Genomic DNA, 17125 nt, shown 5'->3' with positions numbered 1-17125 from the left:
CAGATCAGGCGCGCCCGGTGCCTCCGCTCGGCGTCCTCCACCGCCCCCCGCTACGGGCGCGTTCGAAGTGGCGGCTGATGCGCGCGGCACGCTCCTGGTGCTCGGCGTAGTACCGGAGGGCGAGACCGACCGCCTCCTTCTTGGTTTTGGCGTTGGACAGCGCCTTGACACGTTCCAAGGCATCGTCGTCGATGTCGATCTGCGTGACGGACACGGCCGCTCCAGCGACTGTTGGTTATGTACAAAAAGGAGCACACGACCAACATCAAGCGGGTTCCTTGGCCGGGTGCCCTTCCGCTTTTTTGGTGCTGTTGCTTCCCGCGGCCTTCCTGCGGCCCTGCGGTGGTTTTCGGCCACCTGTCGGTGGCCGCTCGGGTTATGGGGCGGTGAGGGCCCAGGCGTCGGCGATGATGCGGGCCAGGTCGGGGTGCTCGGGCTTCCAGCCGAGGAGGTTGCGGGCGCGGTCCGCGGAGGCGACGAGGACGGCCGGGTCGCCGGGGCGGCGCGGGGCCTCGACCGCGGGGATCGGGTGGCCGGTGACCAGGCGCGCGGTCTCGACGACCTCCAGGACGGAGAACCCGACGCCGTTGCCGAGGTTGCAGATCTCGTGGCGGCCGGGCGCGGCCGCGTCGAGGGCGAGCACGTGCGCACGGGCCAGGTCGGCGATGTGCAGGTAGTCGCGGACGCAGGTGCCGTCGTGGGTCGGCCAGTCGGTGCCGTTGACCTGAATGTGCTCCCGTACGCCCTCGGCGACCTGCAGCACGATCGGGATCAGGTGGGTCTCGCGGACGTGGCGTTCGCCCAGCCCCGCGTACGCGCCGGCGACGTTGAAGTAGCGCAGCGACACCGCGGCGAGGCCGTAGGCGTTCGCGTACGAAGTGAGCAGGTGGTCGACGGCCAGCTTCGAGGCGCCGTACGGGTTCGTCGGACGCGTCTCGGCCGTCTCGGGGATCGGCGTGGTCGCCGGCTCGCCGTAGACCGCAGCGGTCGAGGAGAAGACGAAGCGCGGCACGTCGTGCTTGCGGACCGCGTCGAGGAGGGCCAGTGTCCCGCCGACGTTGACGTGCCAGTACTCGGCGGGGTCGGCGACCGAGTCGGCGACCAGCGAGCGCGCCGCGAAGTGCAGGACGCCGTCGTGGCGTTCGGCGGCCAGGACCAGCCCCGCGTCGGCGACGTCGCCCTCGACGAACCCGGCGCCCGGCGGGACCGCGTCGCGGTGCCCGGTGGACAGGTCGTCCAGGACCGTGACGTCGTGTCCGGCCGCCAGCAGAACCGCCGTGGTCACCGAGCCGATGTAGCCGGCCCCGCCGGTGACGAGAAGTCGCATCTGATCCACCTTCGCTTGTGCGCCGAGTGACCAGGATGCGCCGCGGGCCTGAGATCCCGCTGAGAAACCGGTGATCGTCCGGTGAGCGGTCCGCCGGTCCGGTGCCGGCGATCGCCCGGTTCGGCGGGTCACGCTTGGTTCCGAGCCTTGACACTGTGCGCGGTACGCGTCAGTCTCACTGCTGTGAGAGCGCTCTCACAGCAGGATAGAGCGCTCCCGCAGCAGGCTTTGCCGCGCCCTTCTCCACGCGCTGAACCACCGCACGGCTCACGATCCTCCGCGCGTGGCACCGCGCATACGAACGCGCGGCACACCACGCAGCACCCGCGCACAGCTTGAGCACGCCCGCACGGCTTCAGCAAGCCCGCATTTCCGGTACGCCGCCCAACCCGCACGCCTGCTCGTCCGCACGTCCGCACATCCGCACGCCCACTCCCGCCTGATCCCCGTCCCAGGAGGTCCCCCATGCGCTTGCCTTCCGGCCGCTCCAGAACGCTGGCCGTACTGTGCGCCGCCGTCCTCGCCGGCTCCGCCCTGGCCGGCTGCGGCTCCGACGACGACGACAAGGACCCGTCCGCCTCCGGCGACCCCGGCGGGCAGATCACGCTCAGCGTCGGCCTGTTCGGCTCGTTCGGCTTCGAAGAGGCCGGTCTCTACAAGGAGTACGAGGCCCTCCACCCGAACATCAAGATCAAGCAGAACGCCACCCAGAAGGAAGAGGTCTACTGGCCGGCGCTGCAGACGCGTCTCGGCGGCGGCGGTGACCTCGACGACATCCAGGGCATCGAGGTCGGCCGCATCGTCGACGTGGCGAACAACCAGGCCGACAAGTGGCTCGACCTGAACACCCTCGGCGCGCAGACGCAGACCGCCGAATACTTGGGCTGGAAGTCCAAGGCGGCGACCACCCCGGACGGCAAGGTGCTCGCGCTCGGCACCGACATCGGACCGATGGCCATCTGCTACCGCACCGACCTGTTCCAGCAGGCCGGACTGCCCACCGGCCGCGACGAGTTGGCGCAGCGCTGGTCGACGTGGGAGGGATACCTCGACGTGGGCCGCCAGTTCGCGGCGAAGGCGCCGAAGGGCTCGGCGTACATGGACAGCGTCACCGGCATGTACAACGCCATGATCGGGCAGCAGCAGACCTTCTACTACGACGCCTCGGGCAAGCTGATCTACGACACGAACCCGGCCGTCCAGAACGCCTTCAACCTGTCCGCGAAGGCGGCACAGGACGGACTGAGCGCCAAGCTCGTGCAGTTCCAGACCGACTGGGACCAGGCGTTCGCCAAGGGCGGCTTCGCCACCGTCTCGTGCCCGTCGTGGATGATCGGCTACATCAAGGAGAAGGCCGGCGACGCGACGCAGGGCAAGTGGGACGTCGCCGCCGCACCCGGCGCCACCGGCAACTGGGGCGGCTCGTACCTCGCGATCCCCAAGGGGGCCAAGCACGCCAAGGAGGCGTACGAGCTGCTCACCTGGCTGACCGCGAAGGAGCAGCAGGTGAAGCTGTTCGAGAAGCGCGGCTCGTTCCCGTCCCGCACGACGGCCATCTCGCAGGTCGCCGGGACGACCGACCCGTACTTCAACAACGCGCCCATCGGGCAGATCTTCAGCAAGTCCGCGGAGGCCATGCCCGCGCAGACGCTCGGCGTTCGCGACAACGACGTGAAGGTGGCGATCCAGAACGCCCTGAACGCCGTGGAGGCGCAGGGCGTGAAGCCGGATGACGCCTGGAAGGACGCCAAGGCGTCGGTCAAGGCCGCACTCGGCTGAGCCCGGGCCGACCGCGCCGGGGCCGTCACGGCCCCCGCCGTTCGCACGGCATCACGCCGTCCGGCACGGCCCCGGCGCCGGCCCTCCGTTCCGCCGAATCACCCGCCGCACCGCGTCACCCCTCCCCCGCGACCCGAGGACTTCCCGCATGGCCGTCTCGTCCCCGGCAACGGTGCCGACCCGCCGCCAGTTGTGGCGGCGGCGCGGCACCAAGGCCGCACCGTACGCGTTCGTCGCCCCCTTCTTCGTGTTCTTCGCGGCGTTCGGGCTGTTCCCGCTGATCTACACGGGCTACGTCTCGTTGCACCGCGTACGGCTGCAGAACCCCGACGCGATGGCCTGGGTCGGCCTCGACAACTACACGACGCTGCTGAAGGACGAGTTCTTCTGGAACTCGCTCAAGAACACCTTCACCATCGGGGTCATCTCGACGGTCCCGCAGCTGTGCCTCGCCCTCGGGCTCGCGCACCTGCTCAACTACCGTCTGCGCGGCCGGACCTTCTTCCGGGTCGTGCTGCTCCTGCCGTACGCGACCTCCGTGGCCGCGGCGACTCTCGTCTTCGCCGGCCTGTTCGGCCGCGACTACGGCATGCTCAACTGGGCGCTCGGCCTCGTCGGCGTCGACCCCGTCGACTGGTTCAACGAGAAGTGGCCGTCGCAGATCGCCGTTTCGACGATCGTGACGTGGCGCTGGACCGGCTACAACGCGCTCATCTACCTCGCCGCCATGCAGGCCATCCCGCGCGACCGCTACGAGTCCGCGATGATGGACGGCGCCAACGCCTGGCGGCAGTTCCGCCACGTGACGCTGCCGGGACTGCGCCCGACGATCATCTTCACGATCATCGTGTCGACGATCGGCGCACTCCAGATCTTCGGCGAGCCGCTGCTGCTGCAAGGCGGCACCACCGGCATGAACGGCGGGGCGTCGCGCCAGTACCAGACCACCGGCCTCTACATGTACCAGACCGGTTGGCAGTACTTCTCGCTCGGCAAGGCCGCCGCCATCGCGTGGCTGCTCTTCCTCGTCATCGTCCTGGTGATCGGCGCCAACGCGGCGATCGCCCGCTACCGCTCCAAGCTGACCGCGGCCAAGTCGCGGAACGGGAAGGGGTGACCGACGTGACCGACATGACCGCCGCGACCGCGAGCCCGATTACCGCCAAGTCCCGTGTCGACAGCGTGGATTCGCCGCCCGCCGAACGACGCGCCAAGCGGCGGCGCCCGCGCGCCCACGACCGGGCCGGGGTCGTGACGTACGCGATCCTCATCTTCGCCACCGTCGTCTCCGCCTTCCCCTTCTACTGGTCCATCGTCGCCGCCACCCGCTCCAATGCCGAGATCAACTCGGTGCCGCCGCCGTTCCTCCCCGTCGGCGGGCTCACCGACAACTTCGAGCGCGCGAACGAGCAGGCGAACATCACCAAGGCACTGGTCAATTCGACGATCGTGTCCGGAACGGTCGCGCTGGGTACCGTGCTCGCCTGCACGCTCGCCGGATTCGCGTTCGCGAAGCTGCGGTTCCGCGGCCGCGGCGCACTCCTGTCGTTCACCGTCGCGACGATGATGATCCCGCCGCAACTCGGCCTCATCCCGCTGTACATGATGATGGCGAAGCTCGGCTGGGGGAACGAGCTCCAGTCGGTGATCCTGCCGACCCTGGTCACCGCGTTCGGCGTCTTCTTCATGCGGCAGTACCTCGCCGAGGCGCTGCCGGACGAGCTGATCGAGGCGGGACGCGTAGACGGCGCCTCGTACTTCCGGATCTTCTGGCGCATCGTGATCCCGATCGCGCGCCCCGCGATGGCGGTCCTCGGCCTGCTGACCTTCATGACCACCTGGAACGACTTCTTCTGGCCGATCATCGCGCTCAGCCAGGACAACCCCACCGTGCAGGTGGCCATCAACTCGCTCGGCGGCGGCTATGTGCCGGACCAGTCGGTCATCCTCGCCGGCACCGTCCTGGGCACGCTGCCCGTCCTGGTGGTCTTCGGCCTGCTCGGCCGCCAGATCGTCGGCGGCATCATGCAGGGCGCCGTGAAGGGCTGACCTCCGCCCGCCGTGCCACCACCCCCCACCAACTCCCCGCACAGAGAAGGACGACGCGTGCGTACGACCGCCGACGAAGACTCCCCCGCCAGCGCGCTGCCCGGCGGGCAAGCCGCCCCCGCCCAACTCGCCGCCGCCCTGCCCGCCGGGTTCCTGTGGGGCGCGGCAACCGCCTCCTACCAGATCGAGGGCGCCGTCGCCGACGACGGGCGCTCGCCGTCGATCTGGGACACCTTCTCGCGTACGCCCGGCCGCGTGCACAACGGGGACACCGGCGACGTCGCCGCCGACCATTACCACCGGTACCGCACCGACGTCGGCCTGATGCGCGAACTCGGGTTGTCCGCCTACCGCTTCTCCGTCGCGTGGTCGCGCGTGGTCCCCGAGCCGGGCGGTCGGCCGAACGCGCGAGGGCTGGCCTTCTACGACCGGCTCGTGGACGCCATGCTGGAGGCCGGTGTCGTACCGGCGCTCACGCTCTACCACTGGGACCTGCCGCAGTACCTCCAGGACGCCGGCGGCTGGACCAACCGCGACACCGCCGCGAGGTTCGCCGAGTACGCGGAGGCCGTGGGCCGGGCGCTCGGCGACCGCGTACCCATGTGGACGACGCTCAACGAGCCGTGGTGCGCGGCGTTCCTCGGTTACGCCTCCGGGGTGCACGCGCCCGGCATCACCGATCCCGCCGCCGCGCTGACGGCCCATCACCACCTGCTCCTCGCACACGGCGAGGGTGTGGCCGCGCTGCGTGCCGTACTGCCCGCGGGCCGACGGATCTCGCTGGTCCTGAACCCCGCGGCGGTACGCGCGGCCTCGGACGACCCGGTCGACGTGGACGCCGCGCGGCGCATCGACGGACTGGCCAACCGGATCTTCCTCGGTCCGGTGATACGCGGCGCCTACCCGGCCGACGTGCTGGCCGACACCGCGTCCCTGACCGACTGGTCGCACATCCGGGACGGCGACCTGGCCGCGATCTCCCGGCCGATCGACGAGATGGGCGTCAACTACTACACGCCCTCACTCGTCGGCGGGGGCGCGAAGCCGGGCGAGCCGCGCAACGACGGCCACGGCGTCAGCGCGCACTCGCCCTGGCCCGGCTGCGACGACGTGCGGTTCCGGCACGCGCCCGGGCCGCGGACCGCGATGGACTGGCCGGTGGACCCGACCGGGCTGTACGACGTGCTCATGCGGGTGCGGGCCGAAGCCCCCGGGCTGCCGCTGCTGGTCACCGAGAACGGGGCGGCGTACGACGACACCGTCGGCCCCGACGGCACGGTCGCCGACCCGGGCCGGCAGGCGTACATCGCCGCCCACCTGGCGGCAGTCGCCCGGGCCGTCGCGGACGGCGCCGACGTGCGCGGCTACTTCGTGTGGTCGCTGCTGGACAACTTCGAGTGGGCGTACGGCTACGCCAAACGGTTCGGCATCATCCACGTGGACTTCGCATCAGGTCGCCGTACCCTCAAGGACAGCGCGCACTGGTACGCGTCGGTCATCGCCGCACACCGCGGCCGCAACGGGAACGGGGAGCCGCAGGGTGCCTGACGAGACGACGCCGGGAGGGGCGCCGGACGGACCGTCGGACGGGTCGCCGGTCGGTTCCGCGGCCGGTTCCACCGCCGGTTCCGCGGTCGGTTCGGCGGTCGGTTCGGCGGTCGGTTCGGCGCGGGCGACCGGTACGGCGCCGCCCCCGCCGGACGCCCCCACCCTGGAGACGGTCGCCGCGGTGGCCGGGGTCTCGCGCGCCACCGTCTCGCGCGTGATCAACAACTCGCCGAAGGTCAGCCCGCAGGTCCGCGAGGTCGTCGAGGCGGCGATCGCGAAAACCGGGTACGTGCCGAACCGCGCCGCACGGACCCTGGTCACGCGGCGGACCGACTCGGTGGCGCTGGTCATCCAGGAGCCGGAGACCCATCTGTTCGGCGACCCGTACCTGACCGGCATCGTACGCTCGGTGAGCGAGGAACTCTCGGGCACCGACACGCAGTTGGTCCTGATGATGGTCCGCACGTCCGCCGACCAGCAGCGCCTGGAGCGCTATTTGCGCGGCGGACACGTCGACGGGGCGCTGCTCGTCTCGCTGCACGGCGACGCGATGCTGCCGAACCGCCTTGTCCAGGCGGGAATCCCCGTGGTGGTCGGCGGTCGGCCGCTCGGCCGCGCCGAGGGCATCACGTACGTCGACGCCGACAACGTGGGCGGCGCCCGGCTTGCCACCCGCTACCTGCACGAGCGCGGTCGGCGGCGGATCGCGACCATCGCCGGGCCGCAGGACATGTGCGCGGGCATCGACCGGCTGAAGGGCTACCTGGACGAGGTCGACGGCGAACCGGTCGTGGTGCACGGCGACTTCACGCGCGACTCGGGCACTGCGGCGATGCGCGAACTGCTGCGTACCGCCGACGACGTGGACGCCGTCTTCGCGGCCTCCGACCTCATGGCCGCGGCGGCCGTGTCGGTGCTGCGCGAGTCGGGCCGCCGCGTCCCGGAGGACGTCGCGGTCGTCGGGTTCGACGACGTCGAGGCCGCGCTGTGGTCCGACCCGCCGCTGACGACCGTGCACCAGCCGGTCCACGAGCAGGGCCGACGCATGACGCGCCTGCTCCTCGACCACGTCGTCGCGGGCAGCGGGGCCGAGCCGGTGATCCTGCCCACCCACCTCGTGACCCGCGCGTCGGCCTGACCCGCACAGCGGGCAGGGCGTGGGGCGGAGAGGCCTGGGGCAGAGGAGCGTGAGGCAATGGGCGTGGGACGCGCCCGCGCTCGCACCGGGCATGCTGGGGGGCGGACCGGACGGGAGAGACGCCGCATGCCCTACAAGCCGCCGAAGTACCCCCAACAGCCTCTGTACGCGCGCTTCGAGGACGTCCCCGAAGGACTGCTGACGCCGGAGCAGTTGGCCGGCCTGCCGTACCCCCGGGTGCCCGGCGGCCGCGTACGCGGGCAGGTACGCACCCCGGAGTACCGCGTCCTGCCGCTGTACGCTCTCGCCGAATGCCCACCGATGGCGCACGAGTGCGCCGACTGCGGTGCGTTCTGCGAGTCACCGTGCACGTGGGTCGACAACCGGCCGCTGTGCGAGACCTGCGACCACATCGTGCGGCTGCGCGACGCCCAACGCGCCAACATGCGCCTGCGGGCGATGTACATCGAAGCCGCCCGGGCGGATCTGGCGGACGAAACCCTGGCCGTGCTGGCGGTACGACTCGTCGGCGCCGTCCCGGTCCCCGGCCGCGGCCCGGAACACACCCGTCCCGCCGCCGGGCACATCGAGGTCATCGATCGCGAAGGTCGGCCACTGGCAGGCGTGTTCACGCAACTGATCCCGTCCACCCACCCCGACGCCCCGGCGGACGCACTCCCCGCCCAGCAGGGCGCCGACGAACTGCGCGCCGCCCTCGCGGGACGCCGCCTGGTCTTCTGGCATGGCCTCGACAGCGCGGTGAGGCACGTGCACACCGCCGGGCAGGCCCTGCGCGTCGACTTCGGTCTGGCCGAGGACGGTATCTGGGGGCAGTTGAAGGGCAGGGCCGGCCCTCATCCGGCAGCCGTGTGGCGGGGCGACATCGACCCGAGCACCGGCAAACCGCGCCCGCCGACGTCGCCGGTAACCGCCGAGGACCTGCTCGCCCTCGTACGGCAGATGGCCGAGACGCCGCTGCCCGACATCGAAATCCAGCGCCACGAGAACCACTTCCTGCGCCGCGAGCCCAGAGCCGTCCGCGTCGCCGTCACCGGGCGGCCCGCCGCCATCCGCCGTATCGAGGCGGTCCTCTCCGCCACCGGGATGCTCGCCCCGGACGGTTTTGGGAGTCAACTCCGCCCCGTGCAGCCGTCCTTCGACCATCCGGACTTCGGTACGGTCCACCTCCCCGCGGTCGCCTTCGGCAGCGACGAGGAGCCGTAGCCGGGGCGTACGCGGGAATTGGCGGGGCGTCAGGTCCCGCTCGGGGGCCAGGCCAGGCCGGCTCCGGATTCGGGACCGGGACCGGGACCGGGACCGGGGCCGGTCTAGCTCCGACTCCGGCTCCGTCGACGGCCAGGCCCGGGACCGGTCAACGGTCCGGGTTGGGCCGAGCCGACGAGTCGTGTCAGCGGGCCACAGCGGTCGGCCGGGAGGCGGTGGCCCCTGTGGACCCTCTCGACCCCCTGGGACCGTTGGGTCCGTCGGGACCGGGCTCGTTCGGCCCGCTGGACGCGGCCGGTGCGGAAGGCCCGGCAGGCGCGTCGTCGGTCGGAGGACGACGTTCCGAAGCCGAAGCCGAAGCCGTGGCCGGCGCGGGCGATTGCGGGGCGTCCTCGTTCAACAGCCGCTCGGCGGTAAGGGTGTCGGCGGCGGTCACCGTCGTCAGGAGCCCTCCCCCGGCCAGTTCGCACACGGCCCGGCCTACCGCGCTGGGCAGTCGCGGCGTGGTGCCCGGGATGTCCGGGAAGCGCAGCCGACTCGCGACGACCGTGCCCCCCGCGGTACCGGCGGGACCGCGCCAACCGGGCTTGGCGGCCGGGCCGTACGCCGACTGCTGGCGCAGCAGCGGGCGGCTTTCCGCGGCGACGTCCCAGCGCGAGACCGCGTCGCCGCAGGGCTCCGCGGCGCGGCCCAGCACGAGGGTCTCGCACATGAGGAGCCGAGTCGCGCGGCCCAAAGTGACCTTCACCGAGGATTCGTAGCGCGCGCCCGCCGCCACCACGACAGGCTCCGGCAGCCACTCCAGCTCGCCGCCGTCGTCGACCACGATCTCGACGGACTGCCGGGCCGGTTCGCCCGTGCCGGGCAGCACGACGGCGGCAGCGGCGGTGCGGACCGTGAGGCGCGCGCCCGGGCCGACCTCGATGCGTACCGTCAGTTCGTCGCCGCCGAGCGGCCCCGCGGCGCCCGCGACGAAGACCACCTCCGCGCCCGGGCCGGGCACGGAGGCGATGCGGGGCAGCAGCGGCACTTGGCCGCGTACCTCGACGATCCGGGTCACCGGCCCGGAGCCGCGCCCTCCCCGGCGCATCGGCGCCGTCTCCGCCCGGACGACCGCGCCGGCCTCCATCGTCAGGTCACCCCGCCGTGGACGCGGTCGACACCGTCGGCGCCGCGGACGTGCCGCCCGAACTGTCGCCCGAACTGCGGCCTGAGCCGCCGCCCGAGGTGACGCCGGGGGTGACGCCGATCGCGGCGGCCACCGGGACCGCGGTGCCCGTCTGCCAGGCACCGAGTTGGGCGAGCACCCACTCGGTCACCGGCGCCGCCCCCGGTTCGCCGCGGAGGGACAGGAACACCACCGGAGTCCCCGGCCGCATCCGGGCCGCGTCGCGGTCCATGACGCCCAGGTCGGCGCCGACCTGCGGGGCGAGGTCGGTCTTGTTGATCACCAGCAGGTCGGACCGCGTGACGCCGGGACCGCCCTTGCGCGGCACCTTGTCGCCGCCCGACACGTCGATCACGAACAACTGCACGTCGGCGAGGCCCCGGCTGAACGTCATCGTCAGGTTGTCGCCGCCCGACTCGATGACCACCAACTCGAGGTCCGCGTGGGCCGCTTCGAGGTCCTCGACGGCGTCGAGGTTGCCGCTGATGTCGTCGCGTACCGCGGTGTGCGGGCAACAACCCGTCTGCACCGCCGCGATGCGGTCGGCGGCAAGTACGCCCGCGGCCCGCAGGAAGTCGGCGTCTTCGGTGGTGTAGATGTCGTTGGTCACCACCGCGAGCGAGACCTTGCCGACGAGAGCCCGGCACAGCGCCGCCACCAGCGCCGTCTTCCCCGAGCCGACCGGCCCTCCGATGCCCACCCGCAGCGGGCGCGAACCGGGCACCACCGCGGGTACCCGATGCGTGTGCCCGCCACCGCCGGAGCTGCTGTCGTGATCAAGATGCAAAGTGAACGACCTCCTCGCGGGCGTGCAGTTCGGCGCATACGTCCAAGCCCGGTGCGGACCACGCGGGCAGGCGGTCCCAGTCGCCGTCGGCAAGCACGGTGCGGGCCGCGGTCGCGGCCTCCTCGGCGACCTGGTCGCAGTGCCCGGCCATCTCGGCGAGGACGACCGTGACCGCGATCGGGTCGAAGGACAGGAGTTTCACGGCGGCCGAGGCCGGGCCGTTGACGGTGTTGGTGGCGGCCAGTACGGCCGCCTCGCGCTCGTCGAGCCGCGCGCGCGTGGCCGCGGCGCCGAGCACGATCGCGTGGTGCGGCGAGACGCCGAGTGCGGTCCAGGGCTCCTCGGGCCAGGCGGCGCGCGCGATGCGGCGCAGCGAACGGCCTTGGGCGCGCGAGGAGGCGCGGGCGGGTGCGGACGGGGTACGTGCGTCCAATTCGGTGTCGAGTTCCGCCCAGGGCCCGTCCGTGCTCAGCCCGTACGGTCCCGCGACGAGTGCCGCGCATGCGGCGAATGCGGCCTGGACGGATCCGTTTCCGTACAGGCGTCCGAGCAGGAAGTCGGTGAGCGTGTCGAGGTCGTGCACCTCGCCGCGTGCCACCGCGTTCTCGAGTCCGCCGGAGTGGGCGTGCCCGCCCGCCGGGAGTCGTGAGTCGCCCAGGAGGAGAAGTCCTGCCGCCATTGCCAACCACCTCTTACCGTTCTAGCCGTCGATTCCGGGATCTGGCCGGTCACCGCTGCTGTCCACGTCGTCCGTCGACGCTCCTGTCAAGCTACCCGCCCATTGTTAATGGGCCGTCAGAACAGGAAGTAACGCTGCGCCATCGGCAGGGTTGCCGCCGGTTGCGCCTCCACCTTCTCGCCGTCGATGCGCACGGCGAACGTGCCAGGGTCCACCTCGATGTGCGGCATCGCGTCGTTGAGCGGCATCGCGCTCTTGCCGCGGCCCCGCACGTCGGCGACGGACACGAGGCGACGCCGCACGTCGAGCCGGTCGGCGAGCCCCGATTCGAGTGCCGCCGGCGCGACGAAATGCAGGCTCGTCGCGGCGGCGGTACGCGAGGCGGCGCCGAACATCGGGCGCGGGAGCACCGGTTGCGGGGTGGGGATCGACGCGTTGGCATCGCCCATCGCCGCGTACGCGATGGCGCCGCCCTTGAGCACCGCGTGCGGCCGTACCCCGAAGAACGCCGGCTCCCACAGGACGAGGTCGGCGAGCTTGCCGACCGCGACCGACCCGATCTCGTCGTCGAGCCCGTGCGCGACGGCCGGGCAGATTGTGTACTTCGCCACATAGCGGCGGGCGCGCAAATTGTCTGACACGCCGTCACCGGGAAGAGCACCGCGCCGAACTTTGTTGACGTGCGCCGTTTGCCAGGTCCGCATGATCGTCTCGCCGACGCGTCCCATGGCCTGGCTGTCCGAGCCGATCATCGAGATCGCGCCGAGGTCGTGGAGCACGTCCTCGGCGGCGATGGTCGACGGCCTTATCCGCGACTCGGCGAACGCGAGGTCCTCCGGAACCGACGGGTTGAGGTGGTGGCACACCATGAGCATGTCGAGGTGTTCCTCGACGGTGTTGACGGTGTGCGGCCGCGTCGGATTGGTGGACGACGGGAGGATGTTGGGCATCGAGGCGACGGTGATGATGTCGGGCGCGTGCCCGCCGCCCGCGCCTTCGGTGTGGTACGCGTGGATCGTCCGGTCGCCGATCGCCGCGAGGGTGCCCTCCACGAAGCCGGTCTCGTTGAGCGTGTCGCTGTGCAGGGCGACCTGGACCCCCGCGGCCTCGGCGACGCGCAGGCTCGCGTCGATCGCGGCCGGCGTCGACCCCCAGTCCTCGTGCACCTTGAACCCGGCGGCGCCCGCCCGCAGTTGCTCCCACATCGCCTCCTCGGAGACGGTGTTGCCCTTGCCGAGGAGCACGAAGTTGATCGGGATCTCGTCGAGCGATTCGAGCATGCGCGCGAGGTGCCACGCGCCGGGGGTGACGGTGGTCGCCTTGCTGCCCTCCGCGGGCCCGGTGCCGCCCGCGATCATCGTGGTGACACCCGCGCCCAGTGCCTCGCCGAACTGCTGCGGGCAGATGAGGTGCACGTGGCAGTCGACGGCGCCCGCGGTGAGGATGCGGCCGTTGCCGGAGATGATCTCGGTGGACGGGCCGATCACCAGGTCGGGGTGTACGCCGTCCATCGTGTCGGGGTTGCCGGCCTTGCCGATCCCGACGATGCGGCCGTCGCGGATGCCGATGTCGGCTTTGACGACGCCCCAGTGGTCGAGGATGACCGCGCCGGTGATGACGGTGTCCGGTGCGCCGTCCGCGCGCGTGGCCACGGACTGGCCCATGGACTCGCGGATCACCTTGCCGCCGCCGAAGATCACCTCGTCGCCGCCGGCGCCGTGCGGGCGGCACAGGTCCTCGGTGACCTCGACGACCAGGTCGGTGTCGGCGAGGCGGATGCGGTCGCCGGTGGTGGGGCCGTACAGCAGGGCGTAGCGGTGGCGGTCGATCGAGCTCATTTCTCCACCTCCGACGTCGGAGTCGCCTGCGGGCTCTGTCCGTTGGCGGAGGGTTCGGGGACGGCGGCGGGGGCGGGTGGGCCGGCGGCCGCGGTGCCGCCGGTTGTCGCCGGGGTGGTGCCGGTGCCGTCGGTGCTGCCGGTCTCGTCGGTACCGTCCAGGATGCCGCCGCGACCCGCCTTGAGGCCCGGTACGACGCGTGAGCCGGCCAGCGGCACGAGGGAGACCTCGCGCGCGACGCCCGGCTCGAAGCGGACCGCCGTGCCCGCCGGGACGTCCAACCGCCGCCCCCACGCCGCGCCGCGGTCGAAGTCGAGCGCGTCGTTGGCGGCCGGGAAGTGCAGGTGCGAGCCGACCTGGACGGGCCGGTCGCCGGTGTTGAGCACGCGCAGGACGGTGACCGGGCGGCCGGGGTTGAGCGGCACCGGGTCGGCGCCGAGGAGGAGTTCGCCCGGGACGACGGGACGGGGGGCCTTCGCCCGGCCGCCCGGCGAGCCGGTGCGGGACTTGCCGCCGCTGGGCGTACCGCCGCCGGGAGAACCGGAGTTGGTGCCGCCCGTCGGCGAGGACGCGCCGGTCACGGGATCGGGTGGTGCACCGTCACGAGTTTGGTGCCGTCGGGGAACGTCGCCTCCACCTGCACCTCCCCCAGCATCTCGGGGACGCCGTCCATGACGTCGTCCCGGCCGAGGACGTGGCGCCCGGCCTCCTGGAGATCGGCGACGGACCGTCCGTCTCTGGCCCCTTCGAGCAGGAAGGAGGACAGCACGGCGACCGCCTCCGGGTAGTTGAGTCGCAGCCCGCGGTCCCTGCGCCGCTGGGCGAGATCGGCGGCGTACGAGAGCATGAGGCGCTCTTGCTCGTGCGGGGTGAGCAGCACGCGTCGGTCCCCCGTTCCTCAAGTCGACCGGTGTGTCCTCCTGGCTGACTCGAGAATTCACGGCTCGTGTTACCCGCTGGTGCGGTCATTGTTACCGGGAGGTATCCAAATTTTCATTCCCCGCAATTGGGGTGGCTGACCAGCGGTTTCCCGGGTGAGACGTCGACCACATCGCAGGCACGCCCGGCCGAACGGGTGAGCGGTCGGCGCGCGTTGTCCGATGCACGCGCTCTCACGCGCGCGAATCGGCCCCGTCGGGCACGGGCGTACCTGCGAAGTGACGTTCTGTCAGAAGCCACCGCCCGGCGGGGGTTCGACGGCGTCGGCGGGTTCAAATCCGAACACCTTTCCGAAGAACCACAGTTCGGCCTCGCGGGTGCGGATGATGTTCTCCGCCTTGCGGAAGCCGTGCTGCTCGCCCTCGAAGGCGAGGTAGACGTACGGCAGCCCCTTCGCCTTGACCGCCTCGACGATCATCTCCGACTGCGCGGGCGGCACGACCTTGTCCTCCAGGCCCTGGAACACCGCGAGCGGGCAGGTCAGTTCGGCGGTGTGGTTGATCGGCGACAGCTCCTTGTAGCGGTCCGCGGCCTCCGGGTACGGGCCGACCAGCCCATCCAGGTAACGCGATTCGAACTTGTGGGTGTCGCGCGCGAGTGCCGCCAGGTCGGCGACGCCGAAGTGGTTGGACCCGGCCGCGAACGTGTCGCCGAACGCCAGCGCCGCGAGCGTCGTGAACCCGCCCGCCGAACCGCCCCGGATCGCCAGCCTTCCGGGATCGACGACCCCGGTCGCGGCGAGGTGGCGGGCGGCCGCGTCGCAGTCCTCGACGTCCACAACTCCCCAGGCGTCGTTCAGGAGTTCGCGGTACGGGCGGCCGTACCCGGTGCTGCCGCCGTAGTTCACCGAGACGAGTGCGAAACCGCGCGTCGTCCAGTACTGCACGTCGAGGGTCAGCATCGCCCGGGCCATGGACGTGGGGCCGCCGTGGATCGTGACGAGCAGCGGAGGCAGGGTGCCTTCGGGCGCGCGTACCTCCGGATGGCGGGGGCGGTAGAGGATGCCGTACGCGGTGCGGCCGTCGGCGGACGGGAACGAGATCGGCTCGGGGATCGAGAACCAGTCCGGCGTGACCACCGCGGCGCGGGCCGGACGCAGGCGCTCCAGCAGCGCGTGACCGCCGCCCTCGCGCTCCTCGCCCAAATCGCCGATGTCGGTCTCGGTGTCGTCGATGTCGCGGTCGAAGACCGGGTCGGACTCGTCGGCGACCGGACGCTCGTGCTCGTCCGGCAGCGAGATGCCGAGCGGCTCCGCCTCCTCGGCCGGGCCGGCGCCGATGAGCACGATGTCCGCGCCGCCCTCCGGGCCCGCCGCGACCTGGTCCACCCAGGTCAGGCCGGTCACCATCGCCTGCGGCGGCTGCTCGGGGCGTGCCGGGTCGACGAGGGCCAGATCGTACAGGCCGTCGCTCTCCAGCGCGCACGCCACCCGCCCGTCGGCGAGGAACGCGAACTGCCGCTGGCCGAAGACCCACTGCGGCCCGCCGATCTCGCCGTCCACCGGCGCGACCACCTCGACCTGGCCACCCGCCCCGACACGGTGCAGGTTCCACCACCCGTCGCGGCGGTCCGACGAGAACCACAGCGACCCGTCGGGCGCCCACGTCGGCTGGAGCACCGACTCGCCGGGCCCGCCCGCGATCACCTCGGCACCGGTCAGCTCCGGCACGCCACCGACGACGTCCACGCGCGCGACCACCAGCTCCGTCGCATCCCACGGCATCGCGGGGTGGTCCCACTGCGTCCAGGCGAGCGCGGTCCCGCCGGGCGCCACGCGCGGCGACGAGACGAAGTCGGGGCCGGTCACCAGCACGCGCACCTGCGCGGGATCGGCGACGGCGGCCCCGTCCAAGGGCAGGGCGACCAGCTCGTTGACCGCCTCCCCGTGCGCCTCGACCACCTCCGGCTCGTGGCTCTCACGCACCGCGACGATCCACGCGCGCTCGCCCCACACGCCGGCGGGGACGATCTCGGCGTCCGCGTACCGCCACCCGTGCGCGACGCTCGGCTCCGGCGCCACCGGCACGGGCTCCGCCGCGCCGGGGTCCAGGCGGTAGAGCCGCTGGTCCGCCCAGTTCGCGTACACGAGCACCCCGTCGCGCACGGCCCACGCGCCGCCGCCGTACTCGTGCACGCGCGTACGGGCGGAGACGCCGTCCGGCAGGACGTCCGCCCGCGTCCCGTCCGGCGCGCGCCGCACCAACTGATCGCGCCCGCCCTCCGACGGACGCGACTCCGACCACCAGACATCGCGCCCGTCGACCCGCACCTCGCCCGGTGAAGCGGCACCGACAACCAGCGCCTCCGCGGTGATGGGAGACGGCCAGGACCCGTACGGAAGTTCGGTCTGAGTACTCATGAGCTCGATTCTGTCGTCTTGCCGCGGCACGAGTCCGCCCGCAACCCCGGTACCACCGGACCCTTCCCTCTTCCAACGCCCCGCCCCACCCCCACGTGCCCCACCCCCGCCAACTCACTCCCCCAACCCCATCCCAAAAAATCCAACACCAACCAGCCGAGCCGAGCAGCGCGGCCGACCAGGGCCGTCGAGCAGGCTGGTCGGAGGAGGGCGGTTGAGGAGGGGCCGCCCCGCCGGGGGCGGCGCGGCCCCCGGACGAGCCACTCAAAAGATCGTGATACCGCCAGGTA

The 17125-nt window shown here is 72.1% G+C and carries 13 protein-coding genes and 2 pseudogenes; 6 read left to right on the top strand and 9 right to left on the bottom strand.

The window, feature by feature from the left end; translation table 11 throughout:
* Positions 1 to 4: 4 nt before the first annotated feature.
* Together ACWD12_RS23285 and galE are read right to left on the bottom strand one after the other, a co-directional pair.
* On the bottom strand, positions 5 to 214 hold the full coding sequence (locus ACWD12_RS23285) for a type II toxin-antitoxin system VapB family antitoxin (protein ID WP_450101131.1): 210 nt from the start codon (positions 212 to 214) through the stop codon (positions 5 to 7).
* Between the two features lie 162 nt (positions 215 to 376).
* Complete coding sequence (galE, locus tag ACWD12_RS23280; protein ID WP_358359317.1) at positions 377 to 1327, bottom strand: UDP-glucose 4-epimerase GalE; 951 nt, start codon at positions 1325 to 1327, stop codon at positions 377 to 379.
* Positions 1328 to 1792: 465 nt separating this feature from the next.
* Here galE and ACWD12_RS23275 point away from each other — a divergent pair, with 465 nt between their 5' ends.
* The 6 genes from ACWD12_RS23275 to ACWD12_RS23250 all read left to right on the top strand — a co-directional run bounded on the left by ACWD12_RS23275 (position 1793) and on the right by ACWD12_RS23250 (position 9065).
* The gene (locus ACWD12_RS23275) at positions 1793 to 3106 is read left to right on the top strand and encodes an ABC transporter substrate-binding protein (protein WP_358359320.1); all 1314 of its coding nucleotides are present in this window, start codon (positions 1793 to 1795) and stop codon (positions 3104 to 3106) included.
* Between the two features lie 148 nt (positions 3107 to 3254).
* Positions 3255 to 4223 (top strand): carbohydrate ABC transporter permease, encoded by a 969-nt coding sequence (locus tag ACWD12_RS23270; RefSeq protein WP_450101130.1) that lies wholly within the window; start codon positions 3255 to 3257, stop codon positions 4221 to 4223.
* A 14-nt stretch (positions 4224 to 4237) separates the two neighbouring features.
* The gene (locus ACWD12_RS23265; RefSeq protein WP_450101318.1) at positions 4238 to 5155 is read left to right on the top strand and encodes a carbohydrate ABC transporter permease; all 918 of its coding nucleotides are present in this window, start codon (positions 4238 to 4240) and stop codon (positions 5153 to 5155) included.
* A gap of 57 nt (positions 5156 to 5212) precedes the next feature.
* Positions 5213 to 6703, top strand: a complete 1491-nt coding sequence (locus ACWD12_RS23260) for a GH1 family beta-glucosidase (protein WP_450101129.1) — start codon at positions 5213 to 5215, stop codon at positions 6701 to 6703.
* 163 nt (positions 6704 to 6866) lie between these two features.
* The gene (locus ACWD12_RS23255) at positions 6867 to 7841 is read left to right on the top strand and encodes a substrate-binding domain-containing protein (RefSeq protein ID WP_435839134.1); all 975 of its coding nucleotides are present in this window, start codon (positions 6867 to 6869) and stop codon (positions 7839 to 7841) included.
* A 126-nt stretch (positions 7842 to 7967) separates the two neighbouring features.
* A complete protein-coding gene (locus tag ACWD12_RS23250) occupies positions 7968 to 9065 on the top strand; it encodes a hypothetical protein (RefSeq protein WP_450101128.1) in 1098 nt (365 codons plus the stop codon).
* A 184-nt stretch (positions 9066 to 9249) separates the two neighbouring features.
* On the opposite strand, the gene ACWD12_RS23245 is transcribed toward ACWD12_RS23250, so the two are convergent.
* The 7 genes and pseudogenes from ACWD12_RS23245 to ACWD12_RS23215 all read right to left on the bottom strand — a co-directional run bounded on the left by ACWD12_RS23245 (position 9250) and on the right by ACWD12_RS23215 (position 16835).
* A complete protein-coding gene (locus ACWD12_RS23245; protein ID WP_450101127.1) occupies positions 9250 to 10194 on the bottom strand; it encodes an urease accessory protein UreD in 945 nt (314 codons plus the stop codon).
* Between the two features lie 154 nt (positions 10195 to 10348).
* Positions 10349 to 11020 (bottom strand): annotated as a pseudogene (gene ureG, locus ACWD12_RS23240) (urease accessory protein UreG); the annotation flags it as partial.
* Positions 11010 to 11699, bottom strand: coding sequence for an urease accessory protein UreF (locus ACWD12_RS23235; RefSeq protein ID WP_358359334.1), 690 nt, complete (start codon positions 11697 to 11699; stop codon positions 11010 to 11012). The gene ACWD12_RS23235 and the pseudogene ureG, both read right to left, overlap by 11 nt.
* A gap of 116 nt (positions 11700 to 11815) precedes the next feature.
* Complete coding sequence (locus ACWD12_RS23230) at positions 11816 to 13537, bottom strand: urease subunit alpha (protein ID WP_450101126.1); 1722 nt, start codon at positions 13535 to 13537, stop codon at positions 11816 to 11818.
* Between the two features lie 134 nt (positions 13538 to 13671).
* Positions 13672 to 13998, bottom strand: a pseudogene (locus tag ACWD12_RS23225) (urease subunit beta); the annotation flags it as partial.
* Between the two features lie 116 nt (positions 13999 to 14114).
* Positions 14115 to 14417 (bottom strand): urease subunit gamma, encoded by a 303-nt coding sequence (locus ACWD12_RS23220; protein ID WP_358359342.1) that lies wholly within the window; start codon positions 14415 to 14417, stop codon positions 14115 to 14117.
* Positions 14418 to 14705: 288 nt separating this feature from the next.
* Positions 14706 to 16835 carry a S9 family peptidase gene (locus ACWD12_RS23215; RefSeq protein ID WP_450101125.1) on the bottom strand — a complete coding sequence of 710 codons (2130 nt, stop codon included), beginning with the start codon at positions 16833 to 16835 and terminating at the stop codon, positions 14706 to 14708.
* Positions 16836 to 17125: the final 290 nt, after the last annotated feature.

It is taken from the genome of Streptodolium elevatio, from assembly GCF_053592165.1.
The sequence above is the reverse complement of the archived record's forward strand: the minus strand, read 5'-3'. Positions and strand labels throughout refer to the sequence as shown.

Bases quoted from the DNA above. Each gene is read 5' to 3' on its own strand.
- galE (WP_358359317.1), bottom strand. From the start codon at position 1,327: ATGCGACTTCTCGTCACCGGCGGGGCCGGCTACATCGGCTCGGTGACC.
- ACWD12_RS23275 (WP_358359320.1), top strand. From the start codon at position 1,793: ATGCGCTTGCCTTCCGGCCGCTCCAGAACGCTGGCCGTACTGTGCGCC.
- ACWD12_RS23270 (WP_450101130.1), top strand. From the start codon at position 3,255: ATGGCCGTCTCGTCCCCGGCAACGGTGCCGACCCGCCGCCAGTTGTGG.
- ACWD12_RS23265 (WP_450101318.1), top strand. From the start codon at position 4,238: ATGACCGCCGCGACCGCGAGCCCGATTACCGCCAAGTCCCGTGTCGAC.
- ACWD12_RS23250 (WP_450101128.1), top strand. From the start codon at position 7,968: ATGCCCTACAAGCCGCCGAAGTACCCCCAACAGCCTCTGTACGCGCGC.
- ACWD12_RS23245 (WP_450101127.1), bottom strand. From the start codon at position 10,194: ATGGAGGCCGGCGCGGTCGTCCGGGCGGAGACGGCGCCGATGCGCCGG.
- ACWD12_RS23235 (WP_358359334.1), bottom strand. From the start codon at position 11,699: ATGGCGGCAGGACTTCTCCTCCTGGGCGACTCACGACTCCCGGCGGGC.
- ACWD12_RS23230 (WP_450101126.1), bottom strand. From the start codon at position 13,537: ATGAGCTCGATCGACCGCCACCGCTACGCCCTGCTGTACGGCCCCACC.
- ACWD12_RS23215 (WP_450101125.1), bottom strand. From the start codon at position 16,835: ATGAGTACTCAGACCGAACTTCCGTACGGGTCCTGGCCGTCTCCCATC.